We start from the raw sequence: 18,615 nt of genomic DNA on the forward strand, positions 1-18,615 counted from the left end.
GAGGCGATGACGTTGACGAAGCCCAAGGCGCTGCTCGGCGCGGCACTGGCCGCCGCACTCGGCCTGCCCCTGCTGGCCGGCTGCGGCGGCACGGAGACCGCGTCCGTGCCGGACGGCTGGGGGACGCTCGACACGAAGAGCGTGTCCGTGGGCTACCCGAAGGACCAGGGGTACGCCCCCCAGCCGGCGGCGGAGCGCAGCAAGGCCAACGCGGCCGTCGCCCTGAAGGTGGAGAAGGGGCTGCGTACGGGCATGGTCTCGGTCCAGCTGGACTTCGCCACCGGCGTGGACGACGCCGATGAGGCGGCGGCCGCGGCGGGGGCTGGCATCGGGCTGGGTTCGACCCGCAAGGGCACCGAGGACGTGACCCTCGGGGGCGAGGAGAGCGCCCGGGAGGCCCGCAGGATCGACTACGAGTTCACCTCCAGCGGCGAGGAGTCGACCCCCGTGAAGGGGACGCGGATGACGGGGGTGGTGGTGGCGGGCGTCGACTCGAAGGACGTACCGTTCGCCATCCGGATCAACGCGGTGAAGGGCGAGCTGTCCACGGCGGACCTCGACTCCTTCGTCGAATCGATCACCGTCAAGTAAGGCTGGACGGGGCCTCGTTCATGGACGTACTGCCGGGTGGCACGGCCACCTTCCTGCTGCTGTTCGGCCTGTTCCTCGGCGCGTTCGCGGTCCGTTCGGCGCTCAGGCTGAACCGGGTGCTGCGGCTGGTGCGGTCCGGGGAGCGGGCCGAGGGCCGCTGCTCGGACCGGCGGGTGATCGACCGGGGCCGCGACACGGAGAACCGGTACCGCACCGAGTACGTCTTCGCCTTCCGCACCCCGGACGGCCGGGAGGTGGAGTTCACCGACCACGCCCCCGGCCCGTTCGGCTTCGAGGTCGGGGCGCCGGTGCGCGTCTCGTACGACCCGGCGGCTCCGGAGCGGCGGGCGACCGTCGCGGGCCCGGGCGCGTGGGGGCCGATACTCATGCCGGCACTGTTCGCGGGGGTGCTGGGACTGTTCGCGGTGGGTCTGCTGGCGGGGTTCACGGCGAGCCTGGGCGGCTGAGGGGCCGCGTCGGCGGGGTCCCTGCACAAACATGACCGAGAGCGCTTTGCTACTCCATTTGCTACCTTGACCTCATGGAGTTTCACCGGGAGAACGATCACGCGGACGACCCCGCGCAGAAGGTCAGCGTCTCGATGCCCGCCAGCCGGATCGCCGCGGTCAAGGCCCGCGTCGGCAGCCGGGGCTTCTCGGCATACATCAGTGCCGCCGTGGAGCGGCAGATTCAGCGCGATCTGCTGGACGAACTGCTCCAGGCCAGCGAGGACGAAACCGGGCCGATCCCTCAGGCGATGTCGGACCGGGCGACCGAAGCGTTTCGCAGGGCCGAGGCATTGGCCTCATCCGACGAGTGGGGTGGCTCGGACACCCCGGACGAGGACGCCCGGAAGGACTCGACGTGGCGCGGCCGCGCGGCCGGCTGAGCCAGGGCATCCTCCTGCTCGACAGCGAGGGCCTGTCGAAGACCGTGCGCGCCGACCCCCAGGTGACCGCGTTCGTCAAAATGGCCCAGTCGAAGGACATGCTGGTCGCGGTGAGCGACCTGACGCTGATCGAGGCGTGGCACGACAAGATCCAGATGGATCGCTTCTGCTGGTACGTCTCACGCTTGCAGGTGCTGCCGGTGACCGAATCGATCACGTGGAACGCGATCTCCCTGCTCCGGGAAGCCGGGCTGCACGGACACAAGTACGCGATCGACGCCGTGGTGGCCGCCACCGCGCTGAGCCATCAGGGCCCCCGGATCATCCTCGCCTCGGACGCGGACGACATGATCAAACTCTGCGGGGAGAAAGTGCATGTCGAAGCCCTCTGAGCCGGCCGAGCCCGAGGGCTGACGAGTCCTGGTCATACCGCCTGGGGGGGGTACTTCTCGGTGTCAGCCGGTCGTCCTCCGGCGCGGTCAGCGAGCGGAGGAACTCCCGGTCGCACAGACACCGAGGCGCTGACGAGGACGTCCCGCCTTCACGGCCCGCTGTCCGCACCGGTGGCCACCGGGCGCTCCGAGGGCAGGCCCCACTCACTCCACGAGCCGTCGTACACGGCGAGGTCGCGGTAGCCCGCAAGTGTCGCGCCGAGTGCGAGGACGCAGGCGGTGACCCCTGAGCCGCAGCTGAAGTACAACCGCTCCCGTTGCCCGGCGACCGACTCGAACGTCGTGCGCAGCTCGGCCGGCGGCAGCATCAGGCCGTCGCCGTTCACGAGCTCCCCGAAGGGCAGACTGAGAGCGCCCGGCATATGGCCTCCGCGCAGGCCCGGGCGTGGCTCGGGGGCGGTGCCCGTGTAACGCCCCCGGGTGCGCGCGTCGAGCACGGCGGCCCGCGGGTCGCCGAGCGCGGCGGCGACACTGTCCGCGTCCACGACCAGTCCGGGCCGGGGCCGTGCGGTGAACGTACCGCGCGGGCCGTCGTAGCCGGCGGCGTCGGCTTCGACCGGGTGACCGGCGGCGATCCAGGCGGGCAGTCCGCCGTCGAGTACGGCGACGCGGTCGAACCCCATGGCCCGCAGCATCCACCAGGCACGCGCGCTGGAATAGATGCCCTGGGCGTCATACACGACGACCATGTCGGATTCGTGCACTCCGAGCGCCCGCAGCGCCTCGGTGATCTCCTGGGCGTCGGGCATGGTGTGCGGCAGCGCCGAGGTGTGGTCGGACAGGTCTCCGTCGAGGTCGAACGGACGGGCACCGGGGATGCGTGGGGAAGCCCCGCGGTGGGCTCCGACGGAAGCGTCGAAGAGGACCAGGCCCGGGTTCCCCAGCCGCCCGGCCACCCAGTCCACCCCGGCCAACGGGCCGGGCAGACCGACGGAACCGGTTCCCGGAGGCGTCGTCGTGCTCACGCGGCACCTGCCTCCATGAGCGGGACGGTGCCCGTATCCGCCGGCCATCGGCCGTACGGGCCCCTGGCACAGGGTGTCTTGGCGGACAGCCTGTCCTGGGAACGTCCTTGCGACTGGCGCACGCTCTTCTCCCCATGTAGTACCGGCTGTTCAGACCACCCACGATGAAGATGTGAGCGTACTCAGTTGTCTGTCACCGGAGTTACGCCGACCAGTCCGCGCCGCTCACCGTCCGGTGTGTTCCGGCGCCCGCGCGTCACTCCGGGCCAGGGCGACGGCGTACAGAACGACCGGCTCCTCCTTGTCCATCTGCCCCACGCCGATTCCGACCGTGCGGCCGCCCGTGTCCCAGATCTGCAGGTCCCCGGAGTAACCGAGCTCGATCAGCGCGGCGTAGAACGGCGGTACGTCGGCGTCGTCCGTATCCCGCTGCTCGTACTCGGTGGTGGACAGCTCCCGGTGCCTCCCCCAGCGTTCGTCGAGCGCGAGCACTGCTCCCCAGCGTTCGGTCTCGAACGCCTCGTGAGCGGCGTCCAGGCTCTCGCCCTCGTCGCCGTCACCCGGCCCCAGTGGGAAGTCCTCGCTGACCCGGAGGGCGACGATCGCGAAGCCCTCACCGGCGGCCGAGCGGCCGGGGTCGGCGCACCAGGGCCAGGGCGGCGCGTACGGGGCGGTCCGCAGGGCCTCCAGTGCGGCGGTCGTCTCCGTGACCCGCGCCGTGAACTCCAGCGGACCGGTCACCAGACGGGGCGCGGATCGGACACCGGCAGGCTCTCCAGCGCTCCCGCGTCCGCCAGGACACGCTGTGCTGCCTCGACCGCTTCCGTGGAGCGCCCCGAGTCCAGGACGAGCCCTCCGTCGCCCGTCGTGTGCCGGGATCCGGGCAGCGCGTCGGGCACGAGGGCGGCGCGGTTGGCGGAGAGGTACGTCGCCCAGCCGCAGCGGGGCTGGGAGTTGCGGAGGCCGAAGGCGGACCTGACGGCGTTGAACAGCGGACGGTCGTAGACGAGTCCGGTGTCGGCGCCCCAGGTCTCGGCGAGCGCGACCAGGGCTTCCGGCAGCCGGCCGGACAGCGGCGGCTCGGTCCCGGCGGGTGCTCCGGGCGCCGGGAAGAGCTGGAGGGTGGCCGTGAACGGCGTGTACTCGTCGCTGCCGCCGCCCTTGGCTTTGAGGTAGGCGTATCCGCCGTCGGGCCAGGTGCCGATGACGGCGGCCTGCCATCCGATGATCTCGGCGTCCTCCTCGGGACCACCGGCTTCGACCGTGAGGGCGAACTCCTTGGCGTCGGAGGGGACAGGACCGCCCTTGCCGTCCTCGGTGTCCCAGCGCCATTCGACGACCTCCGGCGCCGAGAGCTCCGTCAGCCTGCCGAGCGCCGCCAGCCAGCGGACCGCAAGCTCCTCGGGGGACTCGGGGCGGGGGCCCCAGGACACCTTCACTACGAGTTCGCCGGACATCTGCCTATCTCCGCCCTTGTGCGTGTGCTGCCGCCGCTCAGTTCTTGACCTCAGTGTGCTTCACGATCACGTCCACGCCGGCGTCGTCGAACGCTTTCTGCGCCGCTTCGGCGACCTTCGGGTTGGAGAAGTTCCATTCGACCGGCTTGCCTCCGGCGGCGCGGACCTGGCGTTGCGCCTGTTCGACGAATTTCGCCGCCTGGGCCGGTTCGAGTGTTCCATCGGGCCGGACCTTCTTGCCGTAGCCGAACTTGGCCTCCTTGTACGTCTGGGACGCGGAGTCCCAGCCGTCGAAGTCGACGTCCCGGCCGGTCCTCGGGTCCTTGACGGCGTACTCCTTGCCGCGCTTCACCCCGGAGACCTGCTCCTGGTACCGCATCCAGCGTTCCATGCTGGGCCAGTACGCCACGGACTTCTTGGCCTTCCACGTGCCGTCGCCCGCGTCCTTGGACCCCTTGCGGGGGTTCTTCAGGTCCCCGTACCAGGACGGCTTCTTCCACTTGGCGACCTGCTTGCGACTGGCCTCCTTCGCGGCCTCCTTGGCCGCGTCGGCCTCCTTCTGCGCCTGCTCTGCGGCGTCGATCTCCTCCTGGCTGACGCCGTCGCACTTCTTCTCCGTGAGGACGGCGGGTGCGCCCTGGATGCGGTAGGCCACCGTCGCCGGGCCCGCAGCGTTGACCCCGCCGGCGTACGAGGGCGTGGGCGGGCCACCGCCCAGGGGGCCCGAGCTGATCAGGCAGCCCTTCTCGGCGAGCTCGTCGGCGGCGTCGTCGGCGTGCTCCTGGGCCTCGTCGGCGGCCTTCTTCGCCCCGTCGACGTCACCCTTGTCCGCGGCCTTGCGCGCCCGCTCGGAGGCCTTGACCGCCTTCTGGGCCGCCTCACCGAGCTTGCCGAGCTTGCCGAGTTTGCCCAGCTTCTGGACGATCTTGGCCTCGCCGTACCCGGGGATGAAGAGCGAGCCGATGTTCCATACGACGTTGGCACCGGCACGGGTCTTCTGGCCGTTGTTCCACTGGTCCTTGACCTCGTCACCGATGAACATGTCGTCGAGGACGGTCAGTCCGGTGTCGACGGAGGCGCCGCCCCAGTCGGTCAGGGCGTCCCAGTAGTCGCCCTTGCTCCACTTGTCGCCGGCGTCCTTCGTACCTTCGGACCAGGCGTCGCCGAGGGAGCTTCCGTAGTCCTTGATGCCGTCCCAGGCGCCGGGGAGATCCGTGACGGTGTCCCAGATGCCGGTGACATCGCCCCAGATGCCGTCGACGAAGAGGCCCTCGCCGACCTGCTTGACCTGGTCCCCCGCGCAGGAGAAGAAGGCTCCGAAGCCGGAGAAGCAGCCTTCGTCGTCGTCATCCTTGCCGTCGTCACCGGCGGCGGCCTCGTCGTCCTCCCAGCCCGGCTCGTCGCCGGCGGCGTCGGTCTTCTCCTCGTCGGTCTCCTCCTGCACGCTGACGGCGGGGTCGGCCTCCGTACCGCCGGTCCCTCCACTGGTGTCGCCGCCCGTGGTGCCCTCGGTACTGCCACCGGTGGTCCCGCCCGTGGTGCCCTCGGTGCTGCCGGTCGTTCCTCCGGTGCTGCCACCCGAGGCGCCGTTGGATGTGCCTCCGGTGCCGCCTTCTGTGCTGCCGCCCGACGCTCCTTCGGAGCCTCCGCCGGTCGCGCCTCCGGCGTCCGAGCCGCCCGTGGCGGATCCCCCGGTGTCCGAGCCGCCCGCACCGGAGCCCCCGGTGCCGGATCCCCCCGTGGCGGACCCGTCGGAACCCGTACTGCTTCCGCCGTCCGCACCGTCCTCTCCCCCGGTCACCCCGCCGTCGGTGCCGTCACCGGCGACCACATCGCCTGGGGCGGGCGGAGGGCACGAGCTTCCGGTCAGCTCGCAGAGCGCGCCGCGTATCCCGCCGGTCAGCTGACCACCGATGCCGGTGGCCACCAGGCCGCCGATGAGGGCGACGACCACCAGGACCAGACCCAGGTACTCCAGCGCGGTCTGACCGCCGTCGCGACGCCAGGTGATCATCCTGGCGATACTGAACGGCCGGTGCGGAGCGCGCTGTTCGGGCCGCAGGTCGAACCACCCACGGGAGCTGGGGCGGCACAGCAGGACCAGGGTGACCAGCGGGATCAGCAGCTGGGTGAGACCGCGCCCGGTCTGCCCGCCGCTCAGCGTCGCCAGCGCTCCGAGCAGGAACCACACATGGACGCCCAGGAGCCCACGCCAGATCCAGACGTCGCCGGTGCGGACGTGCGAGGCGAGGGTGAAGCCCACGGCTCCCGGCAGTGCCGCGCAGAGCAGCAGTCCCAGCAGCTCGCCGTCGACACCGCCGGCCGACGCGGCCAGCATCAGCCCGCTGACGCCTCCGGCCACCGTGAACCCGAACAGGACCCGGACGAGGACCAGGACCACGTGCAGCGGTCGCGGCAGCGACGCCCTTCCCGTGGGCGCCGATATCCATCCGGAGCCGCCGAAAGCCGCGAGTCCGCCTGTGCCAGACACCCTGATCCCCCAACCAGTCGTCTCAGCGCGGGATTTCACCCACGACACTCATCCGACCACGGGGCGGTGCCTCCGGGCATGGGCCCGGGGGCCCAAATCCGGACCTGATGCTTCGGGAGACACACCCTCGGCTCGCGGGCACCCCCACCGGTACGCGGCGACCGGTCAACGGCATCGCGTTGATGCGGGCCGCGCAGGCGGTGCACGGAAAGCTCGCCGAAGCGGTGGCCGGCCGGTGCTGGTTCCGGCAAGGTCAGAACGCATGGACTGCACCTTCTGCCGCCTGATCCGGGACGATGCCGCACGGTGGGTGGCTCGCGGACCTGTGGCCAGCGCGTTCGCTCCGCTGAATCCGCTCGCGCCAGGTCACACCCTGGTGATTCCCACTGCCCACTGGGCCGGCATCTTCGACGTGCCCCCGGAGGACTTGGCGCACACGACGGCGCTGGTCCAGCAGGTGGCCGCGGCGATGCAGACCGCTTTGAAGGCCGGAGGCGTCGACGTCCTGAGCGCCAGTGGACCCGGATCCGAGCAGTCAGTACCCCACCTGCACTTCCACGTGGTCCCTCGCTGGCCGGACGACGCGTTCTCCACCTGGCCCACCCAGCGGTCCCGTCACCGGATTGCCGAGGACCCTGTCGCACAGCTCGCCGACGCCATGACTGCCACTCACACGCGGTGACGCCGCCACAGAGGGCGTGCCAGCCCTCGCCCTCGTGAACAACGCCACCCCGCGACGGTCTACTCATTCCGGCAGCAGCACCCAGGACTTGACGCCCTGGTGGGGTGGCCGCGCCTCGCAACTCCCCCACTCACCACCCCAGTCGTCCACCACGGCCGCGAGGAGCCACAGGGCGCGCCTGCGCCAGACCTCGCACAGCGCGCGGGCGTCCGCGTCGGGGTGGGCGGGGTGCTGGTCCCAGAGCACCAGGCGGAGGGCGGCGTCACGGTGCCGGAGGGAGAGGTAGAGCTCACGCCCCGGGGTGAGGGCCGCGCCGTGCGCGATGAGCTCGGTGACGGCGAGCGTGGCGGGCCAGACGTGCGAGCGGAGCCCGTAGGCCGGCAGGGCCGACGCGACCGCGCGTCGCCCGACCGCCGCGCTACGGGGATCACCGGGGAGGGTGAGGCTGAGCGCGACCTCCCGCCGCGCCCGAAGCGGTTCCGCCGCACCGGGGGCGGTACGGGCAGCGGTCCGGTACGGCCCCGGCGGGAGCGGTGGGACGGCGGGACACAGGGCCGGGGCTTGGGGCGGAGGCGTGTACGGGTGCACGAATGACTCCAGGTGGTGGCGTAGGTGACGGTCGCCGCGTGATTGCGGCGGTCGCACTCACTGCGGCAGAGCTGTGGCCTGTCTCCCTGACACCGCCCCGCCCCTCCCAGGGAAGGAGGTGCGGGCAGGACGGCGCGATGCACTTCGGCTGTGCGCAGCGTGATGCTTGCAAGACAGACGGTAGTCTCGGTGGGGGCATATTGGCCACCAAAAGCCATGCAATTCCACCCTTACGTGTTCCGGCGCGCCGTTCTCACGGCAGACTTGATTGCGGCTCCCCTCGGAAGGACCCAGACATGGCAGAGCGCACATCCCCCACCCAGCGGCAGAGACGGCTGGGGAGCGAGATCCGGAAGATGCGTGTGAAGGCCGGCATGCAGGCCGAGGCCGTGGCGCGTCTTCTCGGCCTTGATCGCTCCAGGCTGTCGAACGTCGAGCAGGGTCAACGGGCCATCAGCGAGGAACGCGTACGCGTCTTGGCGCAGGCCTGCCACTGTGCTGACGATGCCTACGTGACGGCCCTGGTGGCCATGGCCGCTCCCGGACAGCGCGGCTGGTGGAACCGCTATCGCGGCAGCCTTCCTGCCGGCCTGCTGGACATCGCGGAGATCGAAGCCCATGCCTCACGGATGCGTACGGCACACTCCGTGCACATGCCCGGAGTTCTCCAGACCAGCGATCACGCTCTGGCCGTCTTCCGTGTCGTCGTCCCCCCGTTGCCTGAGCACGAAGTCGCCCTGCGTCTGGCTCACCGAATGGAACGGCAGCAGATGCTGGAGGGGTCGTCCCCGCAGAGGTACAGCGGAATCCTGCACGAGGCCGCTCTCCGCATGCAGTTCGGCGGACGGAAGGTTGCTCGGCAGCAGCTCAAGCACCTCGCCTCCATGTCGGAGCGCCACAATGTGAACCTGCGGGTCATCCCCTTCTCGGCAGGCGCCTTTCCCGGCTCCGGGCAGACGGTCAACTACTCGGAGGGCCCGGTGCCGGAGCTGGACACTGTGCAGGTGGACAGTACGCACGGCCCGGAATTCCTTTACGAAGAAGCGCAGTTGGCAAAGTACCGCGCTCACTTGGACTGGATGGAGCGAATTTCGCTGCCACCTGCCGGTTCAAGAGATCTCATCCAGACAGTCGCAAAAGAACTTTGAGGAGATCATCATGCAGGACGTCACCTGGGAAGAGCCGTTCTGCGGCGAGGGGGCGAGCTGCTACCGGCTCGGCACGGACACCCAGGGCAATAGTTTCATAGCCATCTCAGGGGCGGAGGATCGTTACCTCACCGACAGTCGCGAAGCCCTCCAGCAGATGATCCGCGACATCAAGGCCGGCAAGGCGGACCACCTGCTATGACATGCGTCGGGGCCGACACCGTTCGGTGCCGGCCCCGACGTCCTGAAGCAAGCTCAGGATCCCTCACCGCGCTGGAAGGAGACTTCCACGCGACGGTTCTTCTTCCGGCCCTCTTCCGTGCTGTTGTCGGCGATCGGGTACTGCTCTCCGTAACCGCGGATCTCGAACGTGACGGTCGGCGGCAGTTGCTTCGACAGCACACCGTTCACCGCTTCGGCACGCTGCTTGGACAGCACGTCACCGTGGGCGGAGGAACCGAGGTTGTCGGTGAACCCGAAGACCCTGACCTTGGCCGCATCCTGCTTTTTGATCTCTTCGGCGATGGCTGCGATACGCGAGTTCGCCTCCGGGCTCAGCTTCGCGCTGTCCTTACCAAAGAGGACCTCGGCCTGGAGCGCGAACTTGATGTCCGCGTTGGTGTCCTCGCGACGCTCCTCGCCGCCTTCGTCCTCCACGACCTGGATGATGTCCAGGACCTTGCCTGGGGCGAGCGTGCCGCCCTCCGGCATCTTGAGGTCCGGGTCGTTGCCATCGGTCTTGACCGGCGGCTCTGCTGAGGCCTCGGTGCCGGGAGGAACACTGGGACCGTCGTCGGCAACCGCCGAGGTCAGCCCGAACACGGTGGAGCTGGTCGTCAGCACGGTGACCGCAACCACCTGGGCCATGCGGACTCGCCGTGGCAGCCCTGCGCTCATTCGGTTCATGTCGAGCCTCACCCAGAGATCTTCAGTGAGGCGGTGGCAAACGTCGGCAGCGTGAAGTCGACCTCGGTGGTTGTGTTCGGCGGCGCGGGGAACTGCATGAACACTGCGGTCGTCTTCCCCGGTTGCAGCGGGAGGATGCCAGTCGTGCAGAGGCACCGCGCATCGGTGTCCCGAAGAACGTAGTACCGCTTCTTCCCCACCTTGTCGACGAGCGTCGCACCTGCGACGGAGTTCGGGTTGGCAGCGACAACCGCGCTCTCGGTCCCCGCCCAACCAGCAGAGTTTCGACCCTGATCGCCGCCGTTCTTGATCTCGCCCTGCACGGTGACGAACCCACCCGAGTCGCGCTTGACCTCGTTGATAACCAGAGTGAGGTCATTCTGACCCTGCATTTCGGCCAGCTTGACGCTTCTGTCGACATTCTCGCCGGCAGCAGTGTCGTCCCCAGGACCCTTGCCTTCCTCGGCAGGCTTGGAAGAGGCAGAGGCTGCTGGCTCTTTCGCTTCCCCTCCCTCGTCGCCACCGCACGCGGTGACGACGAGAGCCATCAGGGCCGCCATCGAGACAGCCGCTACGCCCCTTCGAGTCCTGAGTGTGCGCCGAAAGCTCATGGATCAGATTCCTTTACTCGTCGTTCGCTGTCAGTCGTCAGTCAGGTGCACGGCGAAGAGGGACTCGCCCAGCTCTTCCCACGGGTCAGGGTGAAGAGGGTCAATCTCGAATCTGTCCCTGCCGTCACAGTGAAACGTGAAGGGGCCAGGATTCTCGGGCTTCCCGTCCTCAGCATCGTCGTCTCCCGGGGGAGGCTCCGACCCCTCACTCGGCTTCTCGGGGGCTTCCCAACTGCATCGGAACTCGATCACTGCCGTGGCTGTGGCCGTGGCATGCCGCGACTCCGTGCCAGGAAGCACGGTGTCGCCCACCGTGTTGCGCGTTTCGACTCTGACCGTGACCTCGTCGCGCTGGAAGCGGGACTGCCACCCGCAGCCCCCAATCACATCGGCGTTGTTGTTCGCCGCGAGGCTCTGAGCCTGGGCGCAGGGCGCTCCACTGATGTAGTGATTGCCGAAGAAGTCGTTGAGGCCGCCGGGCAGAAGCAGCGATCCCAGAAATGCGGGCCCTATCTCGTCGCGGGCTTCCTGAGCTGCGGCGAGCGCCGCCGCGTCTGCGGCTCCCTGGGCTCCGTTACGCGTGGCCGATGCCTTGCCGACCGCAAAGAACGCGAACGCGAGGAAGAGCAGGCCCGCCACCATCACGATGTAGATGGGGAAGGCCTGCCCTGCTTCGCTACGTTGGCGCTGTCGCATTAGCCAGCGGTGATCGAGCTCACCAGACCCGTGATGCGGGTCGTGATCGCCGAGCCGATGCCCGAGGCCACCATGCCGCCGATGATCGCCACGACCACCAGGATGATGCCGAGGTACTCGAAGGCCGTCTGACCGCGGTCCTTGGCCTCGTAACGCTTCTGGATGGCGCTGACCGCGGTGTTCGCCCAGCCGTTGACGCGGACGGCGGTCTTCAGGGTGATGTTCGACATGGTGTTCCCCTCCAGGTCCGGCCGACCGACTGCCGGCCGACTCACTCGCTTCTGCGTTGCCGCCCTCGTAACCGGCTTCCTCCTGGCCGGTGCCGCTTGCGACATGAGAAACGTACGGCCGGAGACCCTGGACGGGAGAGGGTCCCAGGGCCCAAAGACGGGCCCAATGCAGCAGTTGGGCCCTGCCCCTCGGGCCATGGGCCTGCGGCCGGTGACCCTCCGGCGCGTACACCCGTGCGATCGCGTGACGCTTCCCCCGCGCAGCCATGGCTACCTGCCTCCCAGGCCCGGACTGCCACCCGGGGCCGTGCCCAGCCATCTCGCGATGGCCTCGCTGCGGCTTCCGCTGTGGAGCTTCGTGAAGATGCGGTTGATGTGGTTCTTGACCGTCTTCTCGCTGATGAAGCAGGTGGCGGCGATCTGCTGATTACTCATGCCGGACGCGATCAGCTGCATGACCTCCACCTCCCTCGAACTCAGCCCATGCTGAACGGAGTTGGCAGCCCCTTGGGTGTCACTCCCCTGCGACGACTGTCCCACAACTGGTTGCATCTGCGAAAGACCCTGCGCGGGTACGGAGTGCCGCGCCGCAGGTGGAAGAGGCGGTTGAACCGGCACATGTGCAGGCGCACCGTGCGGAGATCCCACCGCCCCCGGTCCAGCCTGCGTCCCCGGTGCCCCGGCCGTCAGGGCCGATCCGAGCCCGTCCGGCAGTGGGCCCGTTCGCGGCACGTCGCCCTGGCGCATGTGGGCGAGCAGAGCGTTCGCCGCGGTTGCGGTGAAGTGGGCCCGGCCGCTCTTGGTGTCCCGGACCGCCTGCACGAGCTGGTCCGCCGTGAACTCACCGTGCACGAGGTAGCCACCGGCGCCCAGCCGCAGCGCCTCGTGGACGATCTCGCTCTCCCGGCTGTACGTCAGCATCATCACCGGCGCCACCTTGACCAGGTGCGGCAGTGCCGAGATGCCGTCGACGCCGGGCATCCGGACGTCGAGGAGCACGACGTCGGGGCGGTGCCGCACGGTCATCTCGTAGGCCTGCCGGCCGTCCACGGCCTCCGCGACGACCTCGATGTCCTCTCGCCCGGTCAGCAGCACGCCCAGTCCGGCGCGTACGACCGGATTGTCGTCGGCCACGACGACCCGCAGGGGGGCCGGGGGAGGGAACTCCCCGGGTGGGAAGGGGGACATCGCCTCGGCCGCCGCGGGCTCCCGGGGCGCGGGGAATCCGGGAGAGCTGAGCTCGGCGGGATACGGGTTCGCGTTCGCGGACGTGTGCTGGGAGGCAGGGCTCTGCGCGGTCCAGTTCTGGCCTGATGTACGGAAGACTTCGTCCGGCATGGTGCGACCTCCTCTCGGTTCTCTGGTCATTCATCGGTCAGGACGGTGATGGACCCGGCGGGGCCTATGGGGACGGCGGTGCCGCTGTCGTGCCCCAGCCAGGCGGTGCGGCGGGCACGGCCTGGCGGTCGGGAGGGCCGGGGGGTGGTGTTGCGGTCGTGGTGCCGAGGGCGGCCAGTGGCAGCTCCATACGGACCTCCGTGCCCTTGGCGGCCTTGCCCCTGCCGATGCGGATGCGGGCACCGATCGAGGCGGCTCGCTCGACCATGCCGACGAGTCCGAAGTGGCCGCCCCGCCTGAGGTCGTCCAGCGTCGTTCCGGCAGGCAGACCCTTGCCGTCGTCGTACACCGTGACGCGCAGGACGTCGCCCTTCACGCCCGCGAGGACGACGAGGTAGGTGGGCTGGGCATGGCGGTGGGCGTTCTCCATGGCTTCCGAGGCGATGGTGAGGAGCTGGCGGGCGACCGGGGCCGGCACGGGCGGCACCGGGAGGTCGCTCAACTTGCGGAAAGTGGCGGTCAGCGGGTGCCGACGCGAGAAGTCGTCGGCTCGCGCCATGAGTTCGGCGATGACGTCGATACCGCCGTCGAGACCCGAGTCCCGGCGCAGGTCGGCGAGAAGCTCGCGCGACTCCGCGGCCGCCCGTCGCGCGGACCGCGCGACCAGCTCCGCCTGGTGTTTGACCGTACGGGGATCCATCCGGTCGGAGGAGGCGGCGAGCCCGTCGGCGGCCAGAGCGAGACCGTGCAGGGTCTTGGCCACCGAGTCGTGCATCTCCCGTGCGAGGCGGGTGCGCTCGCCCTCCACCGCCTCGTTGACCGCGAGGCGGGCGCGGGTCTCGGTGAGGGCCTGGCTGGCCGATCCGAACCGCAGCAGCAGGTTCCGCAGCGTGACGCCCACAGCTCCCGCGATGACACAGAAGCCGGGGAGGAGCAGCGCGCTGCCGGGCGTCGCCTCCAGCTGTACGTCGGTGGCGTAGACGCCGGAGATGATCAGCGCCTGGAGCACGGCGAAGGCTGCGGCCCCGCGCCATCCGTAGACGAGTCCCGCCAGCAGCGGGGTGCAGACCGTGACGTAGGCGAGGGTGGACTGCGGTGTCGCGGTGACGAGGAGCAGCGCGCCGAACAGCGCGTCGACGCCGAGGATCCACGGGTGGCGCAGGAAGAGCGGGCCGAAGCGTTCCCAGTCCCGGAAGAGCACGTAGGAGCCCATGAAGGTGACCAGGACCGCAGAGCCGACGAGCCAGGTGGGCAGTCCAGGGGCCGTGCGGGCGACGGCGAACGGGGTGGCCATGGCGATCATCGCCAGTCGGAACCCGAACACCTGCCTGCACATCGCCTGAAGCGCGTTGACCTGGATCGCGAAGGCCGGACGCGCGCCCGGATCGGCGATCGCCTGGCGTACCTCACCGTCCAGTCCCGTGTGGCCGCTTCCCAGTAGGTACGACACCGGCGCTCTCACCCCCCTCGCTTGTCATGCCCAGCACCCATCCTTCCCGTATCCGCGCGGTCCCGCAGGCCATCAGCCCGAGAGGAAGCTGAAGTCGACGTCCGCTCCGTAGACGAAGCCGACGGTGAGGAGAACGAGCGTCCCCGGCAGGAGGAACGAGGTCACCGCGAACGTCGCCTTGGGCACTGCCTTGGCCGCCTTGCGCCTCGCGTTCTGGGCGTCGGTGCGCCGCATGTCGTTGGCGATCTGGATCAGGGTGTCGACGATGGGCGCGCCGAGTTCCTCACCCTGCTGGAGTGTTGTCACGAACATCGCGACCTGCTCCGAGTCGTTGCGTTTACGGAGCTCCTCGAATGCCTGCCGTCTGCTCACCCCCATGTCCATCTGGCGCAGGGTGATGCGCAGTTCGTCGGCCCACGGTCCCTCGTACTTCTCGGCGACGCGTTCCAGCGCCTGGCGGAAGCCGAGCCCCGCCGAGACGACGACCGCGAGGACGTCGAGGAAGTCCGGGAGGGTGCGCTCGATGTGGTCCTTGCGGACGCGGACGGCGGACCAGATGCCGACCTCGACCCAGAACAGCCCGAAGGCGATCAGGAGGAGCGAGACGAAGATCTGGCCCCTGATGATCGTGGTGAAGGCTCCGAAGAAGCCCAGGGCCCCGTAGACGGCCCGCCGGGCGGCGTAACGGTCGATGGTGAGGCCGCCGGGGTTGCCCGCCATGTCGATCTGGCGGCGCTTCTTGTTGACCGCCTTGGGGCCCATGAGGCGGAGTACGGTCGGGGCCCAGCGCATGCCCATCCGGTCGATGCCCGATCCGACCGCACTGGTGCGGCTGGAGCCGACCTCCAGGGCGATGGCGAGGTCGCCGGGCAGTTTGGCGTCGGCCCGGTACATCCGGATGCCTGCGATGGCCCCGTAGACCGCGAGGCCGACGACGAGTGCGAGCAGCAGATCCATGGCTTTCCTCGTCTCAGACGTCGATACGGGACAGGCGGCGGATCACGATGAACCCGATCGCGTACAGGACGATGGAGACGACCACGGCCGCCTGGCCGATGAGGGCGCCCGTCATGCGGTCGAGGGCGCCGGGCATGACCGCGTTCATCAGCAGCATCGCGCCGATGCCGAATCCAGGGACGGCGTAGGCGGTGACGGTCACCTGGGACAGCTGGGTCTTGACCTCACGCCTGGTCTCCTTGCGCTCCTCCAGCGTCTCGGTGAGGTTGCGCAGCGAGCTGACGACGGTGCCGCCGGCCCGGTTGGAGAGCACGAGTGTCGTCACGAGCACGACGAGTTCGCGGGACGGCAGACGGTCGGTGAGCTCGCTGAGCGCGTCGTCGAGGGATTCACCGACGGACAGCCTCCGGGCGACCCGGGCCAGCTCCTCGCCCGCCGGGTTCTCCAGCTCCTCGGCGGCCATGCCGATCGCCGTCCGCAGAGCGAGGCCGGCCTGGGTGGCGTTGGCGAGGATGCGGGACAGTTCGGGGAGCTGGTTGATGAAGCGGTCGGTCCGCTTGGTGCGCTGCCACTCCAGGAACGCGTTGGTCCCCCAGAGCCCGATCAGCGCCGCCACCGGGCCGAAGAAGTTGGCCAGCAGGGACGAGGCGATGAGCCAGAGTCCGGCCATCGCCGCGATCGCGTAGACGAAGAACTCACCGGGGGTGATGTCCAGCCCGGTGGCGGCGAGTTTGAGCTCGATCCTGCGCCCGAGGCCGGTGGTCCGCAGCCGGCGGTCGACCCCGCGGAAGCGGCGGTGCCTGCCATCCGGGCCGATCTGACCGGTGTGCGAGAGCCGCTGGACGAGGGCCTCACGATCGGCCTTCCCGCCGGAGTAGGCGTGCAGGCCCATGACGCCGAGCACGCAGCACAGCAGCGTGACGCCGACGGTGAGCAGGGGGAGATTGGTCATGGGACGGTACCTACTTGGCCTCTCGGGTGGCGAGCTGTTCGTCGGACCGGGCGACTCCGAATGCCTGCGGGATGGGCTGGCCTGCCATGTAGAGGCGCTCCGCCACCTTCCGCGGGATCGGGAGGTACTGGAACTCCCCGTGGATCCGACCGTCCGCGCCCATCGGCTGCGCGTTGAAGCGGGCGACACTCACGATGCGGTAGTTGTCCCGGCCGTGCGAGTCCAGCACCGCGATCTCGGTGACGCGACGGGCTCCGTCGGAGAAGCGGGTGAGCTGGACGATGACGTCCACGGCGCTGTTGATCTGGTCGTGCAGCGCCTCGAAGGGGATCTTGATCTCGGACATCGACGCCAGGGTCTGGAGCCGCATCAGGGCGTCCTCGGCGCTGTTGGCGTGGACGGTGGCGAGCGAACCGTCGTGACCGGTCGACATCGCCTGGAGCATGTCGAGGGACTCCCCGCCTCGGACCTCACCGACGACGATGCGGTCGGGGCGCATACGCAGGGAGTTGCGGACGAGGTCCCTGATGGTGATCTGTCCCTTGCCCTCGACGTTCGCGGGGCGGGACTCCAGGCGGATCACGTGGTTCTGCTGGAGCTGGAGCTCGGCGGAGTCCTCGATGGTGACGATGCGTTCGTGGTTCGGGATCAGCCCGGAGAGTGCGTTGAGCAGGGTCGTCTTACCGGTGCCGGTCGCCCCGGAGACGATGACGTTCAGCTTCGACTGCACCATGCCGGAGAGCAGGAGCAGCATGTGCTCGTCCAGCGAGCCGAAGCCGATCATCTCCTGGAGCGTGAACGAGCGGGGGAAGCGCCGGATGGTGAGCGTGGCTCCGGTCAGTGACAGCGGCGGGATGATGACGTTGACGCGCTCGCCGCTGGGCAGCCGTGCGTCGACCATCGGATTGGCCTCGTCGACGCGTCGGTTCACGGTCGAGACGATGCGCTCGATGGTCTGCATGAGCTGCTCGTGCGAGCCGAACCGCATCGGCAGCTGCTCGACCCTTCCGCTGCGCTCGACGAAGATCTGGTCGGGTCCGTTGACCATGATCTCCGTGATGGACGCGTCCTCCAGGAGCGGCTCCAGGATGCCGAGGCCGAGGGCCTCGTCGACCACCCGGCGGATCAGCTGCGAGCGCTCGACCGTCGAGAGGACCGGCCCTTCGCGGCTGATGATGTGGCCGAGTACGCGCTCCAGCCTGGCCCGGCGGTCCGCCGCCGCGAGCGAGGACATCTCCGCGAGGTCGATCTCCTCGAGCAGCTTGGCCCGGTAGGTGGCGACCAGGTGGCCGTCCTCCCGCCCGCCGGGTTGCTCCTCGGGGGCGGTGATGCGGGCCCGCAGACTCATTCCTCAACTCCTTGGACGTACCGGTGGTGCGGGGTGGGTCCGGTTCCTGTCGTACTGCTCAGTCGCGGGGCATCGTGGAGCTTCGCTCGGCCCAGCCGAACGCGTCCTCCATGCCGGGGATCACGGAGGGCACCTTGACGCGCGCGGTGTAGGTGACCTGGTCGCCGCCCCAGCTGGGCGAGAAGGTGGACTCATCCGCCAGCCAGCCGCTGATGGCCCGCCGCCCCGCGTCCTCCGGTGAGGTCTCGGGGCGGTCGAGGCTTGCGGTGCGGGCGGCGGCGCGGGCCGCCGTGCCGGCCTGGTTGGCCGCGTACGCCGCCACACCGAGCTGGATGGCGCAGAGGCCCACGATGAGCAGCAGCGGTATGAAGCCCATGTACTCGATGGCGACCTGGCCCCGGTCGCGTCGCGGTGTGTTCGTGTTCCGCGTCATCGCTCAGCCCTCCTTCACCGAGGCGGCGTCGCCGGTGACCGTCATGGGGAAGTCGAGTACGCCCGGCACGAGGACGGGGACCTTGAGGTGGACCTTCGCCCGGTACAGGCCACGGTCCGTGGTGCAGGAGACGTCCGCGGCCGAGGACCAGGCGCCCGGCAGGTCCTCCTTGGCTGCGGTCCTGCATGCCTCGCCCTGGTTCCAGCGGGCGCCGGTGCCTGCTCGCGCACCGACGTCGGCGGCGTTCCCGGCGAGGCTGAAGGTGTAGCCGATCAGCGCGCACTGCCAGAGCGCGACGAGCAGCAGGATGATGAGCGGGGTTACGCCGACGAACTCGACGGCGGTCTGGCCGCGGTCCCGCTCACCGGGTCGCGGAAGGGTGTGGACGCCCGCCCGTATGGCGGGGCGTTCTCTCTCTGTGGTCGTCATCG

At 69.5% G+C, this 18,615-nt stretch carries 23 protein-coding genes; 7 read left to right on the plus strand and 16 right to left on the minus strand.

The window, feature by feature from the left end; all coding sequences use genetic code 11:
• Positions 1–6 precede the first annotated feature (6 nt).
• From ACGFNN_RS12040 to ACGFNN_RS12055, 4 genes are all read left to right on the plus strand, one after another.
• Positions 7–591: a hypothetical protein gene (locus tag ACGFNN_RS12040; protein ID WP_393555021.1), complete on the plus strand. Its 585-nt coding sequence runs from the start codon at positions 7–9 to the stop codon at positions 589–591.
• 20 nt (positions 592–611) lie between these two features.
• On the plus strand, positions 612–1,058 hold the full coding sequence (locus ACGFNN_RS12045) for a DUF3592 domain-containing protein (RefSeq protein WP_393555023.1): 447 nt from the start codon (positions 612–614) through the stop codon (positions 1,056–1,058).
• Positions 1,059–1,132: 74 nt separating this feature from the next.
• Positions 1,133–1,480, plus strand: a complete 348-nt coding sequence (locus ACGFNN_RS12050) for a hypothetical protein (RefSeq protein ID WP_393555025.1) — start codon at positions 1,133–1,135, stop codon at positions 1,478–1,480.
• Complete coding sequence (locus ACGFNN_RS12055; protein WP_393555027.1) at positions 1,456–1,872, plus strand: DNA-binding protein; 417 nt, start codon at positions 1,456–1,458, stop codon at positions 1,870–1,872. Before ACGFNN_RS12050 ends, ACGFNN_RS12055 begins: the two co-directional genes overlap by 25 nt.
• Before the next feature lie 149 nt (positions 1,873–2,021).
• On the opposite strand, the gene ACGFNN_RS12060 is transcribed toward ACGFNN_RS12055, so the two are convergent.
• From ACGFNN_RS12060 to ACGFNN_RS12075, 4 genes are all read right to left on the minus strand, one after another.
• Complete coding sequence (locus ACGFNN_RS12060) at positions 2,022–2,897, minus strand: sulfurtransferase (protein ID WP_393555029.1); 876 nt, start codon at positions 2,895–2,897, stop codon at positions 2,022–2,024.
• A gap of 225 nt (positions 2,898–3,122) precedes the next feature.
• Complete coding sequence (locus ACGFNN_RS12065; RefSeq protein ID WP_393555031.1) at positions 3,123–3,638, minus strand: hypothetical protein; 516 nt, start codon at positions 3,636–3,638, stop codon at positions 3,123–3,125.
• Positions 3,635–4,354 carry a hypothetical protein gene (locus ACGFNN_RS12070; RefSeq protein ID WP_393555033.1) on the minus strand — a complete coding sequence of 240 codons (720 nt, stop codon included), beginning with the start codon at positions 4,352–4,354 and terminating at the stop codon, positions 3,635–3,637. Before ACGFNN_RS12070 ends, ACGFNN_RS12065 begins: the two co-directional genes overlap by 4 nt.
• 37 nt (positions 4,355–4,391) lie before the next feature.
• On the minus strand, positions 4,392–6,845 hold the full coding sequence (locus ACGFNN_RS12075; RefSeq protein ID WP_393555035.1) for a Tox-REase-5 domain-containing protein: 2,454 nt from the start codon (positions 6,843–6,845) through the stop codon (positions 4,392–4,394).
• 262 nt (positions 6,846–7,107) lie between these two features.
• On the opposite strand from ACGFNN_RS12075, the gene ACGFNN_RS12080 reads away from it, so the two are divergent.
• Complete coding sequence (locus tag ACGFNN_RS12080; protein ID WP_393555037.1) at positions 7,108–7,527, plus strand: HIT family protein; 420 nt, start codon at positions 7,108–7,110, stop codon at positions 7,525–7,527.
• A gap of 63 nt (positions 7,528–7,590) precedes the next feature.
• Here ACGFNN_RS12080 and ACGFNN_RS12085 read toward each other — a convergent pair whose 3' ends face one another.
• Positions 7,591–8,115, minus strand: a complete 525-nt coding sequence (locus ACGFNN_RS12085; RefSeq protein ID WP_393555039.1) for an ATP-binding protein — start codon at positions 8,113–8,115, stop codon at positions 7,591–7,593.
• Positions 8,116–8,411: 296 nt separating this feature from the next.
• Between ACGFNN_RS12085 and ACGFNN_RS12090 the strand changes: the two genes are divergently transcribed.
• Positions 8,412–9,263, plus strand: a complete 852-nt coding sequence (locus tag ACGFNN_RS12090; RefSeq protein ID WP_393555040.1) for a helix-turn-helix domain-containing protein — start codon at positions 8,412–8,414, stop codon at positions 9,261–9,263.
• A 10-nt stretch (positions 9,264–9,273) separates the two neighbouring features.
• The gene (locus ACGFNN_RS12095) at positions 9,274–9,465 is read left to right on the plus strand and encodes a hypothetical protein (RefSeq protein WP_365524669.1); all 192 of its coding nucleotides are present in this window, start codon (positions 9,274–9,276) and stop codon (positions 9,463–9,465) included.
• 53 nt (positions 9,466–9,518) lie between these two features.
• Here the strand turns inward: ACGFNN_RS12095 and ACGFNN_RS12100 are convergent, their stop codons facing one another.
• The 11 genes from ACGFNN_RS12100 to ACGFNN_RS12150 form a co-directional block, all read right to left on the minus strand.
• Entirely contained in the window at positions 9,519–10,130 is a 612-nt protein-coding gene (locus tag ACGFNN_RS12100; RefSeq protein WP_393555042.1) for an OmpA family protein, read from the minus strand.
• Positions 10,131–10,177: 47 nt separating this feature from the next.
• The gene (locus ACGFNN_RS12105) at positions 10,178–10,780 is read right to left on the minus strand and encodes a hypothetical protein (RefSeq protein ID WP_393555044.1); all 603 of its coding nucleotides are present in this window, start codon (positions 10,778–10,780) and stop codon (positions 10,178–10,180) included.
• A gap of 30 nt (positions 10,781–10,810) precedes the next feature.
• Positions 10,811–11,476 (minus strand): pilus assembly protein TadG-related protein, encoded by a 666-nt coding sequence (locus tag ACGFNN_RS12110; RefSeq protein WP_393555046.1) that lies wholly within the window; start codon positions 11,474–11,476, stop codon positions 10,811–10,813.
• Positions 11,476–11,706, minus strand: a complete 231-nt coding sequence (locus ACGFNN_RS12115) for a hypothetical protein (protein WP_362666448.1) — start codon at positions 11,704–11,706, stop codon at positions 11,476–11,478. The genes ACGFNN_RS12110 and ACGFNN_RS12115 overlap by 1 nt, the downstream gene beginning before the upstream one ends.
• Before the next feature lie 270 nt (positions 11,707–11,976).
• Entirely contained in the window at positions 11,977–13,044 is a 1,068-nt protein-coding gene (locus ACGFNN_RS12120; protein ID WP_393555048.1) for a response regulator, read from the minus strand.
• A 64-nt stretch (positions 13,045–13,108) separates the two neighbouring features.
• A complete protein-coding gene (locus ACGFNN_RS12125) occupies positions 13,109–14,494 on the minus strand; it encodes a sensor histidine kinase (RefSeq protein WP_393555050.1) in 1,386 nt (461 codons plus the stop codon).
• Positions 14,495–14,566: 72 nt separating this feature from the next.
• Positions 14,567–15,451 (minus strand): DUF5936 domain-containing protein, encoded by an 885-nt coding sequence (locus tag ACGFNN_RS12130; RefSeq protein WP_393555052.1) that lies wholly within the window; start codon positions 15,449–15,451, stop codon positions 14,567–14,569.
• Positions 15,452–15,464: 13 nt separating this feature from the next.
• Positions 15,465–16,403 (minus strand): type II secretion system F family protein, encoded by a 939-nt coding sequence (locus ACGFNN_RS12135; protein ID WP_393555054.1) that lies wholly within the window; start codon positions 16,401–16,403, stop codon positions 15,465–15,467.
• 10 nt (positions 16,404–16,413) lie between these two features.
• Positions 16,414–17,751: a CpaF family protein gene (locus ACGFNN_RS12140; protein WP_362538980.1), complete on the minus strand. Its 1,338-nt coding sequence runs from the start codon at positions 17,749–17,751 to the stop codon at positions 16,414–16,416.
• Positions 17,752–17,809: 58 nt separating this feature from the next.
• Complete coding sequence (locus ACGFNN_RS12145) at positions 17,810–18,184, minus strand: TadE/TadG family type IV pilus assembly protein (RefSeq protein ID WP_393555056.1); 375 nt, start codon at positions 18,182–18,184, stop codon at positions 17,810–17,812.
• 3 nt (positions 18,185–18,187) lie between these two features.
• Positions 18,188–18,613, minus strand: a complete 426-nt coding sequence (locus tag ACGFNN_RS12150) for a TadE/TadG family type IV pilus assembly protein (protein ID WP_393555058.1) — start codon at positions 18,611–18,613, stop codon at positions 18,188–18,190.
• Positions 18,614–18,615: the final 2 nt, after the last annotated feature.

This window comes from Streptomyces sp. NPDC048590 (assembly GCF_043199535.1).
GTDB lineage: Bacteria > Actinomycetota > Actinomycetes > Streptomycetales > Streptomycetaceae > Streptomyces.

What these genes read in the sequence shown, in the direction of transcription:
- ACGFNN_RS12120 (WP_393555048.1), bottom strand. Translation starts at nt 13,044, where the DNA reads ATGCCGGACGAAGTCTTCCGTACATCAGGCCAGAACTGGACCGCGCAG.
- ACGFNN_RS12100 (WP_393555042.1), bottom strand. Translation starts at nt 10,130, where the DNA reads ATGGCCCAGGTGGTTGCGGTCACCGTGCTGACGACCAGCTCCACCGTG.
- ACGFNN_RS12105 (WP_393555044.1), bottom strand. Translation starts at nt 10,780, where the DNA reads ATGAGCTTTCGGCGCACACTCAGGACTCGAAGGGGCGTAGCGGCTGTC.
- ACGFNN_RS12080 (WP_393555037.1), top strand. Translation starts at nt 7,108, where the DNA reads ATGGACTGCACCTTCTGCCGCCTGATCCGGGACGATGCCGCACGGTGG.
- ACGFNN_RS12045 (WP_393555023.1), top strand. Translation starts at nt 612, where the DNA reads ATGGACGTACTGCCGGGTGGCACGGCCACCTTCCTGCTGCTGTTCGGC.
- ACGFNN_RS12115 (WP_362666448.1), bottom strand. Translation starts at nt 11,706, where the DNA reads ATGTCGAACATCACCCTGAAGACCGCCGTCCGCGTCAACGGCTGGGCG.
- ACGFNN_RS12140 (WP_362538980.1), bottom strand. Translation starts at nt 17,751, where the DNA reads ATGAGTCTGCGGGCCCGCATCACCGCCCCCGAGGAGCAACCCGGCGGG.
- ACGFNN_RS12050 (WP_393555025.1), top strand. Translation starts at nt 1,133, where the DNA reads ATGGAGTTTCACCGGGAGAACGATCACGCGGACGACCCCGCGCAGAAG.
- ACGFNN_RS12135 (WP_393555054.1), bottom strand. Translation starts at nt 16,403, where the DNA reads ATGACCAATCTCCCCCTGCTCACCGTCGGCGTCACGCTGCTGTGCTGC.
- ACGFNN_RS12150 (WP_393555058.1), bottom strand. Translation starts at nt 18,613, where the DNA reads ATGACGACCACAGAGAGAGAACGCCCCGCCATACGGGCGGGCGTCCAC.
- ACGFNN_RS12130 (WP_393555052.1), bottom strand. Translation starts at nt 15,451, where the DNA reads ATGGATCTGCTGCTCGCACTCGTCGTCGGCCTCGCGGTCTACGGGGCC.
- ACGFNN_RS12145 (WP_393555056.1), bottom strand. Translation starts at nt 18,184, where the DNA reads ATGACGCGGAACACGAACACACCGCGACGCGACCGGGGCCAGGTCGCC.
- ACGFNN_RS12095 (WP_365524669.1), top strand. Translation starts at nt 9,274, where the DNA reads ATGCAGGACGTCACCTGGGAAGAGCCGTTCTGCGGCGAGGGGGCGAGC.
- ACGFNN_RS12090 (WP_393555040.1), top strand. Translation starts at nt 8,412, where the DNA reads ATGGCAGAGCGCACATCCCCCACCCAGCGGCAGAGACGGCTGGGGAGC.
- ACGFNN_RS12110 (WP_393555046.1), bottom strand. Translation starts at nt 11,476, where the DNA reads ATGCGACAGCGCCAACGTAGCGAAGCAGGGCAGGCCTTCCCCATCTAC.
- ACGFNN_RS12070 (WP_393555033.1), bottom strand. Translation starts at nt 4,354, where the DNA reads ATGTCCGGCGAACTCGTAGTGAAGGTGTCCTGGGGCCCCCGCCCCGAG.
- ACGFNN_RS12040 (WP_393555021.1), top strand. Translation starts at nt 7, where the DNA reads ATGACGTTGACGAAGCCCAAGGCGCTGCTCGGCGCGGCACTGGCCGCC.